11 protein-coding genes are annotated in these 9,330 nt (G+C 64.9%); 4 read left to right on the forward strand and 7 right to left on the reverse strand.

Going from position 1 to position 9,330, the window contains the following annotated elements; genetic code table 11:
- Positions 1 to 29: 29 nt before the first annotated feature.
- The 3 genes from AWC12_RS25580 to AWC12_RS25590 form a co-directional block, all read right to left on the reverse strand.
- A complete protein-coding gene (locus AWC12_RS25580; protein WP_085177883.1) occupies positions 30 to 926 on the reverse strand; it encodes a tetratricopeptide repeat protein in 897 nt (298 codons plus the stop codon).
- Positions 927 to 939: 13 nt separating this feature from the next.
- Positions 940 to 1,314 (reverse strand): DUF3817 domain-containing protein, encoded by a 375-nt coding sequence (locus AWC12_RS25585; protein WP_085177884.1) that lies wholly within the window; start codon positions 1,312 to 1,314, stop codon positions 940 to 942.
- A 62-nt stretch (positions 1,315 to 1,376) separates the two neighbouring features.
- Entirely contained in the window at positions 1,377 to 2,558 is a 1,182-nt protein-coding gene (locus tag AWC12_RS25590; RefSeq protein ID WP_085177895.1) for an acetyl-CoA C-acetyltransferase, read from the reverse strand.
- 103 nt (positions 2,559 to 2,661) lie between these two features.
- Here AWC12_RS25590 and mce point away from each other — a divergent pair, with 103 nt between their 5' ends.
- On the forward strand, positions 2,662 to 3,135 hold the full coding sequence (gene mce, locus AWC12_RS25595) for a methylmalonyl-CoA epimerase (RefSeq protein ID WP_024444777.1): 474 nt from the start codon (positions 2,662 to 2,664) through the stop codon (positions 3,133 to 3,135).
- On the opposite strand, the gene AWC12_RS25600 is transcribed toward mce, so the two are convergent.
- Positions 3,132 to 3,425 (reverse strand): Rv1322 family protein, encoded by a 294-nt coding sequence (locus tag AWC12_RS25600; protein ID WP_085177885.1) that lies wholly within the window; start codon positions 3,423 to 3,425, stop codon positions 3,132 to 3,134. The genes mce and AWC12_RS25600 overlap by 4 nt on opposite strands.
- Positions 3,425 to 4,096 carry an endonuclease NucS gene (gene nucS / locus AWC12_RS25605; RefSeq protein WP_024444776.1) on the reverse strand — a complete coding sequence of 224 codons (672 nt, stop codon included), beginning with the start codon at positions 4,094 to 4,096 and terminating at the stop codon, positions 3,425 to 3,427. The genes AWC12_RS25600 and nucS overlap by 1 nt, the downstream gene beginning before the upstream one ends.
- Before the next feature lie 47 nt (positions 4,097 to 4,143).
- Here nucS and AWC12_RS25610 point away from each other — a divergent pair, with 47 nt between their 5' ends.
- Positions 4,144 to 5,757, forward strand: a complete 1,614-nt coding sequence (locus tag AWC12_RS25610; protein ID WP_085177886.1) for an adenylate/guanylate cyclase domain-containing protein — start codon at positions 4,144 to 4,146, stop codon at positions 5,755 to 5,757.
- On the opposite strand, the gene AWC12_RS25615 is transcribed toward AWC12_RS25610, so the two are convergent.
- Positions 5,744 to 6,358 (reverse strand): DUF3159 domain-containing protein, encoded by a 615-nt coding sequence (locus tag AWC12_RS25615; RefSeq protein ID WP_110808750.1) that lies wholly within the window; start codon positions 6,356 to 6,358, stop codon positions 5,744 to 5,746. The two genes, AWC12_RS25610 and AWC12_RS25615, sit on opposite strands and share 14 nt — an antisense overlap.
- Before the next feature lie 91 nt (positions 6,359 to 6,449).
- On the reverse strand, positions 6,450 to 7,082 hold the full coding sequence (locus tag AWC12_RS25620) for a TetR/AcrR family transcriptional regulator (protein ID WP_234814159.1): 633 nt from the start codon (positions 7,080 to 7,082) through the stop codon (positions 6,450 to 6,452).
- Positions 7,083 to 7,207: 125 nt separating this feature from the next.
- Here AWC12_RS25620 and AWC12_RS25625 point away from each other — a divergent pair, with 125 nt between their 5' ends.
- Together AWC12_RS25625 and AWC12_RS25630 are read left to right on the forward strand one after the other, a co-directional pair.
- A complete protein-coding gene (locus AWC12_RS25625; protein ID WP_085177888.1) occupies positions 7,208 to 8,695 on the forward strand; it encodes a DNA-3-methyladenine glycosylase 2 family protein in 1,488 nt (495 codons plus the stop codon).
- On the forward strand, positions 8,695 to 9,198 hold the full coding sequence (locus AWC12_RS25630; protein WP_085177897.1) for a methylated-DNA--[protein]-cysteine S-methyltransferase: 504 nt from the start codon (positions 8,695 to 8,697) through the stop codon (positions 9,196 to 9,198). The genes AWC12_RS25625 and AWC12_RS25630 overlap by 1 nt, the downstream gene beginning before the upstream one ends.
- Positions 9,199 to 9,330 lie beyond the last annotated feature (132 nt).

The raw sequence follows: 9,330 nt of genomic DNA on the forward strand, positions 1-9,330 counted from the left end.
GCGCTCAGCGAGCGCGCCGGAACGCGCCGTCAGTACAGCGCGTTGGCGAGGTTACGCCGACCCGCTATGACCTCCGGATCCGCCGGGTCGAACAGGTCGAACAGCTCGATGAGCCGCGTGCGCACCCTGGTGCGGTCGTCGCCTGCCGTGCGCCTCACGAGGTTCGTGAGGCGTGAGAACGCGGCCTGAATGTCCTGCTGGAGGATCTCGACGTCTGCGGCCGCGAACGCGGCGTCGATGTCGTCCGGTGCGGCGTCGGCGAGCGCGACAGCGTCCTGCGGGTGCGTGGTCGCCCGCTGCAGGAAACCGATCTGCCGGACCGCGCCTTTGGCCTCAGGATGGTTCGGGTCGGCGTCCAGGATCGCCTGATACGCGCTGCGAGCCGCCTCGAAATCCCCGGCGTCCAGGAACGCCCTGGCCTGTTCGACCTGGGGATCGGCCTGCTCGGCTCCGTCTTGTTCACCTGCGCCGCTGAGCTTTCCGGCGACGGCATTGAGCAGTGAGTCGATCCACCGGCGCAGCTGCTCCGGCGGCTGTGGGCCCTCGAAGCTGGACACCGGCCTGCCCGCAGCCAGCGCGACGACGGTGGGCACCGCCTGGACACCGAACATCTGCGCCACGCGCGGCGTGGTGTCGACGTTGATGGTCGCGAACGCCCACTTACCGCCGTCGGCGGCGGCCAATGAGCTGAGCGTGTCACCGAGCTGGATGCTGGCGTCGCTGCGGGGCGACCACAACAGCACCACGACGGGCACCTCGGTGGAGCGAGCCAGCACCTCGGCCTCGAGGTTGGCCTCGGTGACCTCCACTCCACCCGGGCCCCCGGCAGGGGAACCGCCGCCCGAAGCGGCAGGTCGCTGCTTGAGCGCCGACAGATCGACGGCGCCCGCCAGGGCAGGTGAAATACGGGGTCCAGGACGCGTCACGTGTACAAGTCTGTCACGTCGTTTCGGCTACCGGCGCCCCTGCCTGACCCTGCCTGACAGCGACCGGCGCGGCACCCATGCGACCCGTCCGATCAGCCCATATGAGGAAAATCACACTGCCCAGTGGCACGATGCTGGCCAGCAACGCCAGCAACCATGTTCCGATACGCCACTTGACGGCGATGCCGACCGCGAGCGCGGCGACGACGAACGCCATGAAGATGCCGCCGTGGATCGGGCCGAACACCTTCACCCCGATTTCGGTTTGCGGGGTGCCGAGGTATTTGAAGTACATCCCGATCAGCAGGCCGGCCCAACTGACGGCCTCGGCGAAGGCGATCAACCGGAACCATCCCGCGGCGGTGCGGAGGTCATAGGCGCTAGTCATATCGACATTGTGCCCGAATCGGACGCTGTGCTACTACGCAGCGTCGTTGAGTGCGGCGAAGGTCACGGCCTGCGAAGAATGAGCGCGTCACCTTGTCCACCGGCACCGCACAGCGCGGCGACGGCGTACCCCGACCCCCTACGAGCCAGTTCCAGCGCTGCGTGCAACGTGATCCGCGCTCCGGACATGCCGATCGGATGGCCGATCGCGATGGCGCCGCCATCGGTGTTGACCTTGTCGGCATCCACCCCGAGTTCCTGCGTCGAGGCCAGTGCGACGGCAGCGAACGCCTCGTTGATCTCGATGACGTCGAGCTGGTCCAGGGAGATGCCCTCCTTGTCGACAGCCTTCTTTATTGCATTGGCAGGCTGGCTCTGCAGCGTCGAATCGGGCCCGGCGACCACGCCGTGCGCCCCGATCTCACACAACCAGGTCAAGCCCAGTTCCTCGGCTTTCGCCTTGTTCATGACCACCACTGCGCACGCGCCGTCGGAGATCTGAGACGCCGAGCCTGCGGTGATCGTGCCGTCCTTGCGGAACGCCGGCCGCAAACCTGCCAGCGACTCCGTCGTGGTGTCGGCGCGGATGCCCTCGTCCTCGGTGAACTCGATCGGGTCGCCCTTGCGCTGCGGAATCTTCACCGGAACGACCTCGTCGGCGTACACGCCGTCCTTCCAGGCCCGCGCCGCCTTCTGGTGTGACGATGCGGCGAACTCGTCCTGCTGGGCGCGGGTGAACTTGTCGACATCGTTGCGTTGCTCGGTCAGCGCGCCCATCGGCTGATCGGTGAACACGTCGTGCAGACCGTCGTAGGCCATGTGGTCGAGCACTGTGACGTCGCCGTATTTGTAGCCCGAACGGCTGTTCATCAACAGGTGGGGCGCCTGGCTCATCGACTCCTGGCCACCGGCGACGATCACGTCGAACTCACCGGCGCGGATCAGCTGATCGGCCAGCGCGATCGCATCGATGCCCGACAGGCACATCTTGTTGATGGTCAGCGAGGCCACGTCCCAGCCGATGCCTGCGGCAACGGCCGCCTGACGGGCGGGCATCTGCCCGGCACCGGCGGACAGCACCTGGCCCATGATCACGTACTCGACTGCGGAGGCCGGCACGTTGGCCTTTTCGAGGGCACCCTTGATCGCCACAGCACCGAGATCGCTGCCGGAGAAATCCTTCAGCGAACCCATCAGCTTGCCGACCGGAGTACGGGCTCCAGCAACAATCACGGACGTCGTCATGGCTACCTCCACGGTAGAAATTGGTGGCTTAGAAAGCTCAGAGAAAGGCTATACAGGCGCACCGACCTATTCGAAATCGATCTTGTTAGGTTACTTTTTCTTTATGACCGCCGAGCAGACAGACGCCCGTCCGGTACTGGCCACCGCGCTGGTGACCGCCATCGACCATGTCGGCATCGCCGTCGGTGACCTGGATGAGGCGATCAAGTGGTACCACGACCACCTGGGCATGATCGTCCTCCACGAAGAAGTCAACGAGGAGCAGGGCATCCGCGAGGCGATGCTCTCGGTGCGCGGCGCGACGGTCGGCAGCACCCAGATCCAATTGATGGCACCGATCGACGACAGCTCGACCATCGCCAAGTTCCTGGAGAAGCGCGGCCCCGGCCTGCAGCAATTCGCTTACCGCGTCAGTGACCTTGATGCGCTGAGCGACCGTCTGCGCGAGCAGGGCATCCGTCTCATCTACGACGCTCCGCGCCGCGGCACCGCCAATTCGCGGATCAACTTCATCCACCCGAAAGACGGCGGTGGCGTACTGATCGAGCTCGTCGAGCCGGCAGCCGACGCTCACTAAGACCACTTTCGGGTAGGTCCGCGTGTGGCGCGGTTCGCCCAGCACGGCGTATGCCAGTGTCTGCGGTCGTCGACACTGCCCGAACTATCGGCGGGCCACACCACGACATGTGAGATTCCCGGCTTGATCTCGTGGTCGCAGCCCGGACACCGGTAAGTTTTGGCCGCCCTGGCAGCACTCACCGGCCGGACCTCGTAGTCATACCCGTCGGCACCCACCTCGACGCGGGTGGGCCCCGGCAGCGCATCGCGCACCGGCCTTCGCTTGCGCGGCGCGCGACGCTTCGCCATCAGAACAGGCGGAACTCGTCGCTGTCCATGCCCCGCATCTTGTCGTAATCCAGTGTCAGGCAACGGATCCCGCGATCAGTGGCCAGGGTGCGGGCCTGTGGCTTGATCTGCTGGGCGGCGAAGACTCCCGCGACCGGGGCCAGCAGCGAGTCCCGATTCATCAGTTCCAGGTAGCGCGTCAACTGCTCGACACCATCGATCTCACCGCGCCGCTTGATCTCCACGGCCACCGAGCGGCCTTGCTCGTCGCGGCACAGCAGATCCACCGGGCCGATCGGCGTCATGTACTCGCGCCGCACCAGGGTGTACCCGGCCCCGAGGAGTTCGACGTGCTCGGCCAACAGAGCCTGCAGATGAGCTTCCACGCCGTCCTTGACCAGGCCGGGGTCAATGCCCAATTCGTGGCTCGAATCGTGCTCGATCTCCTCGACCGTGATGCGAAGCTGCTCCCCCGCCTTGTTCTCGACCACCCACACCGGGACCTCCCCGTCGGGTTGCTCGACGAGCCAGCACGGCGGGCTCATCCAGTTCAGGGGCTTATAGGCACGATCGTCGGCATGCACGCTCACCGAGCCATCGGACTTGAACAACAGCAGTCGTTTGGCCGACGGGAGATGAGCTGTGAGCCTACCGACGTAATCGACGGTGCACTGAGCGATGACGAGCCGCACCGAACCACCATAGATGGCGGACTCGGTATCACTAGGCTGACGCCACGATGACGGACAAGAAGAGCGGCGCGCAGCGGCTCGGGCGGTTGCTGGCCAAGGTCACCAGCCAGACGGCGACGGGGCCGTCCACCCCCGAGTACGGATCCTGGATTCTCGGGCGCGTCTCTGAGAGTCAGCGAAGACGGCGAGTCCGCATCCAGTTGATCCTCACCGCGTTCGCGCTGGGCGCGAACCTCATCGGGGTCGGCGTCGCGGTTCTGGTCGTCACGGTCACCTTCCCGGTACCGAGCGTGTTCGACTCGAACGTCCTGTGGATCACATTCGCGGTGGCGCCCGCCTACATCGTGCTGGCGTTCATGGTCGGGGTGATCTGGGCGACCAACCGCGTCATCAGGAACGTCCGCTGGGCCATCGAGGAACGGGAGCCCACCCGCGCCGATCAGCGCAACACGTTCGTCGCGCCCTGGCGGTTGACCCGCGTGCTGCTCGTGCTGTGGGCCGGAGGGACAACCCTCCTGACGCTCCTCTACGGCCTGCAGAACGCCGCCTTCATCCCGAAAGTGCTGCTCGGCATCAGCTTCCCCGGAATCGTCGTCTCCGCCAGCTGCTACCTGTTCACCGAGTTCGCCCTGCGCCCGGTGGCAGCCCAGGCACTCGAAGTGGGTCCTCCACCAAGGCGTTTCGCCCCGGGCATCATGGGCCGGACCCTGACAGTGTGGGCGCTGGGTTCCGGCGTCCCGGTCCTCGGAATCCTGCTGTCGGCCATCATCACGCTGACGCTGCAGATCGTCTCACCGACACAGTTCGCGATCGCGGTGATGATCCTGGCTTCGTTCGCGTTGATCTTCGGATTCATCCTGATGTGGATTCTGGCATGGCTCACCGCAACTCCGGTTCAGGTGGTGAGCCACGCGCTGAACCGGGTCGAGCGCGGCGACCTGGAGGCCAACCTCGTGGTTTTCGACGGTACCGAGCTGGGCCAGCTCCAGCGGGGATTCAACTCCATGGTGGACGGACTGCGCGAGCGCGAGCGAGTGCGAGATTTGTTCGGGCGCCACGTCGGCCGGGAGGTCGCGGCCCTCGCCGAGAAGGAACGCCCCAAGCTCGGCGGCGAAGAACGCCATGCCGCCGTGATCTTCGTCGACATCATCGGTTCGACCGAACTCGTCACCAGTAGGCCGGCCGCGGAGGTCGTCGAACTCCTTAACCGCTTTTTCGACATCATCGTCGACGAGGTCGACGAACACCACGGACTGGTCAACAAGTTCGAGGGCGACGCTGTGCTTGCCGTGTTCGGCGCACCGGTGTCGCTGGACAATGCCGAGGCTGAGGCACTCGCCGCAGCGCGCGCAATGGCCCGGCGGCTCCGCGTCGAGGTACCCGAATGCGATGCCGGCATCGGGGTGGCATCGGGCCAGGTCGTCGCGGGCAACGTCGGCGCCAAAGAACGATTCGAGTACACCGTGATCGGTGGACCCGTCAACGAGGCGGCCCGATTGTGCGAACTGTCGAAGAAGATCGAGGGACATCTGGTCGCCTCATCGGAGGCCGTGAACAGGGCGACCGAAAGCGAAAGGGAGCACTGGGTATTGGGCGAATCGGTGACGCTGCGTGGCTACGCGGAGCCGACACGGCTGGCGACGCCGGTCAGCGCGAACTGAGACGCCGCTTCGAATACCGGACCGCCCCGTAGGCGACCACCAGCGCCGCGACGAGCAGCGGGTAGCCCATCGCGATCCTGGCGAAGGCCAGCCAGCCCGTCTGGTCTCCGTCGTAGAGCCAGCGCTGTACGACGAACCGCGCCACGAACACGAGCACGAAGGTGAGCGTGGCGATGTCATACGCGTACAGGGAACGTCTGTCGTCACGCCAGGTGTGGCCGGCGCCGTTCAGGCTGTTCCAGATGACGCCGACCAGAGGCCACCGCACGAGCATTGATGCGAGAAAGACAAGGGCGAGAATGAGACTCATCCAGATACCCAGCAGAAAATAGTCTTTCGCTTCTCCGGTCTGCCAGGCGATGTACGCCGCAATGGCGACACCGAGAGCTCCGGACAGCGCCGGTTGCACCGGTTCCTTGCGCAACAGGCGGACCGTAGCGATCGCCGCCGCCACGCCGAGAGCGACGGCGATGGCACCGGTGAGGCCGAATGCCGCGTCGCCGGCGACGAAGGCGATACTCGGCAGGGCTGCGTACACCAGGCCGGCAGTGCCGCCCATCTGCTGGAGAAGTGTCGGCGCCGGCTTTGTTGTGTCGGCCATCGTTGAGTTCCTGGTTCCTTTCAGGCGTGCGCCATCACCGGGCCGGCTGCCCGTGGCGTTATCCGCTTGTGCAGAGGGACTTTCGATCAGATCAGGACGTGACGGGCCCGCCGAGACGGCCATTGGTGGCATCGGTGATCGCCTGATCCATCAATTCGAGGCCCTCTTCCTGGGTGAATTTCTCCTTGCGGACGATCACCGCGACGCTGACTTCCTCGTCCACCACGCGGAAGGCTGCTGTCACGGCGGCGGCGTACAGCTTGACCGTCAGGTCCGAGTCCGGCAGTTTGAGCCGCTGCGCGAACACTGGAATCAAGCCCTTTTCCATGTAGTCGTGCACCATCAGGTACGACGTGCGCAACGCGGGATCTGACACCGAGAGGGTGGCGATCCGCATCGCGCTCCTCTCGTCGACGATGTCGCGTTCCGACAGCGGGTAGGCGATCATGTCGGCAGCCAAGTGCTCGGACAGGGAGAGTTCGGGCGGCCACCGGTGCATCGAAGCCAGGAATCTGTCAGCCGACTTGGCCAGCACCGGCTCGACACAACTCTCCTTGGATCGGAAGTAGCGCCAGATGGTGCGTGTTGAAAGCCCTGCGGCGGCGGCAATTTCGTCACCGCTGGTGGCTGCGACACCTTTCTCCCAGAACAGTTCGCAGGCAAGCCTCGACACCTCGAGACGCGCCTGCGCCGCATCTGGCCGGGCCTGCGCGATCGCCCCCACCTCCTAACTGTCACTTAGTGACACGCCCACAGTGTCACTAAGTGACAGGGATGTCAAGACGGCGCGGTGACTACCGTGTCGTTTTTCCGCCAGTGATGTCGGTGGTCGCGTGTAATTGTCGAGTCATGCACGCCGATTTCGACCGCTGCTACCGGGCAGTCCAATCGAAGGATGCACGGTTCGACGGGTGGTTCGTCAGTGCTGTGCTGACAACGAGGATCTATTGCCGGCCGAGTTGCCCGGTACGTCCGCCCTATCCGCGCAACATGCGGTTCTATCCGACAGCGGCGGCAGCACAGAGGGCCGGCTTCCGGTCCTGCAAGCGATGCAGACCGGATGCCTCACCTGGCTCGCCGGAATGGAACGTGCGCGGTGACGTCGTCGCTCGCACGATGCGTCTCATCGCCGACGGGACGGTGGACCGAGACGGCGTCACCGGGCTCGCGGCGCGCGTGGGTTACACCGTGCGGCAACTGGAGCGGTTGATGCAGGCCGAGGTCGGCGCCACGCCTCTGGCCCTCGCTCGGGCTCAGCGCGCCCACACTGCCCGTGTACTCATCGAGACGACCGATATGCCCTTCGGTGACGTTGCTTTCGCGTCCGGTTTCTCCAGCATCCGGCAATTCAACGACACAGTGCGCACCGTATGCGACGTGACTCCGACGATGCTGCGCCGCCGGGCGCAGACGCGATTCAGGAAGACCGACACGGCCGGCGCGGGCGTGATGTCGCTCCGCCTCCCGGTACGGGCGCCGTTCGCGTACGAAGGCATTTTCGGACATCTGGCGGCCACTGCAGTCTGCGGTGTGGAGGAAGTGCGCGACGGGGCGTTCCGGCGCACCCTGCGTCTGCCCAATGGCACCGGGATCGTCAGCCTCGCGCCCTATCCCGATCACGTCGAGTGCCGACTCGTTGTTGATGACTTCCGCGACCTGACGGCAGCGATCGCGCGGAGTCGGCGCCTGCTCGATCTCGATGCCGACCCCGAGGCGATTGTCGATGCCCTCAGTATTGACCCGCAGCTCGCTGCAATCGTCGCGAAGGCGCCGGGCCAACGCATCCCGCGGACTGTCGACGAACACGAGCTAGCGCTACGCGTCGTTCTCGGCCAACAGGTTTCGACGGCCGCGGCGCGCACGCATGCCGGGCGGCTCGCGGTGGCGTACGGCAAGCCTGTCACCGACCCGGAGGGCGGGCTGACGCATGTCTTTCCGGCGGTGGACCAGCTTGCCGAAATCGACCCACAGCATCTGGCCTTTCCCAGGTCACGCCAGCGCACGTTGATCGCCCTTGTATCGGCTTTGGCGCACGGCGACGTCGTGTTGGATTCCGGCTGCGACTGGGACGCAGCCCGCACACAGCTCCTCGCAATCCCAGGAATCGGGCCGTGGACGGCGGAGATGATCGCCATGCGCGGCCTTGGAGATCCCGATGCGTTTCCCGCAACAGACCTCGGGGTGTGTGCGGCGGCAGAACAGCTCGGGTTGCCGTCAGCCCCGCGTCCGCTCACGGAGCGCAGCACAGCGTGGCGGCCGTGGCGTTCCTATGCAACGCAGCACCTTTGGACAGCACTCGACCACGCCGTCAATCAGTGGCCACCCAAGGAGAAATGATGGATGCCACGTGCTACCGCACCATGGACAGCCCCGTCGGCCTGCTCACGCTGGCAGGCATGGGCGGACGATTACAGCACCTTCGGATGGTGGATCAGACCTATGAGCCGAATCGCGCCGACTGGCAGCTCGATGAATCGGCGTTCTCCGATACGGTGGAACAGCTTGACGAGTATTTCCGCGGTACGCGTTATGAATTCGACGTAGACCTCGATCTGGTCGGGACAGCATTTCAAAAGAAGGTCTGGGAAGCGCTGTTGACAATCCCCTATGGGGAGACGCGGTCCTATGCAGAGATTGCCAGTCAAATTGGTGCCCCAGGCGCATTCAGGGCAGTCGGCTTGGCCAACGGACATAACCCAATCGGCATCATCGTGCCTTGCCATCGGGTAATCGGGGCCAACGGAAGTCTGACCGGATACGGCGGCGGATTGGATCGCAAAAGAATGCTGTTGGGAATGGAAAAGAGCAATTCGCCGGCCATTCCCACGCTATTCGACTGAGCGAAATTCTGCACAAATGCCTGTGCCCCTCGATTGAATCGAGGGGCACAGGACTTAATTTGTGTTCGGCGGTGTCCTACTTTTCCACCCGGGTGGGTAGTATCATCGGCGCTGGTAGGCTTAGCTTCCGGG

Source organism: Mycolicibacterium iranicum (genome assembly GCF_002101705.1).
Classification (GTDB): Bacteria; Actinomycetota; Actinomycetes; order Mycobacteriales; family Mycobacteriaceae; genus Mycobacterium; species Mycobacterium iranicum.

What these genes read in the sequence shown, in the direction of transcription:
- AWC12_RS25585 (WP_085177884.1), bottom strand. Translation starts at nt 1,314, where the DNA reads ATGACTAGCGCCTATGACCTCCGCACCGCCGCGGGATGGTTCCGGTTG.
- AWC12_RS25590 (WP_085177895.1), bottom strand. Translation starts at nt 2,558, where the DNA reads ATGACGACGTCCGTGATTGTTGCTGGAGCCCGTACTCCGGTCGGCAAG.
- mce (WP_024444777.1), top strand. Translation starts at nt 2,662, where the DNA reads ATGACCGCCGAGCAGACAGACGCCCGTCCGGTACTGGCCACCGCGCTG.
- AWC12_RS25600 (WP_085177885.1), bottom strand. Translation starts at nt 3,425, where the DNA reads ATGGCGAAGCGTCGCGCGCCGCGCAAGCGAAGGCCGGTGCGCGATGCG.
- AWC12_RS25610 (WP_085177886.1), top strand. Translation starts at nt 4,144, where the DNA reads ATGACGGACAAGAAGAGCGGCGCGCAGCGGCTCGGGCGGTTGCTGGCC.
- AWC12_RS25615 (WP_110808750.1), bottom strand. Translation starts at nt 6,358, where the DNA reads ATGGCCGACACAACAAAGCCGGCGCCGACACTTCTCCAGCAGATGGGC.
- AWC12_RS25625 (WP_085177888.1), top strand. Translation starts at nt 7,208, where the DNA reads ATGCACGCCGATTTCGACCGCTGCTACCGGGCAGTCCAATCGAAGGAT.
- AWC12_RS25630 (WP_085177897.1), top strand. Translation starts at nt 8,695, where the DNA reads ATGGATGCCACGTGCTACCGCACCATGGACAGCCCCGTCGGCCTGCTC.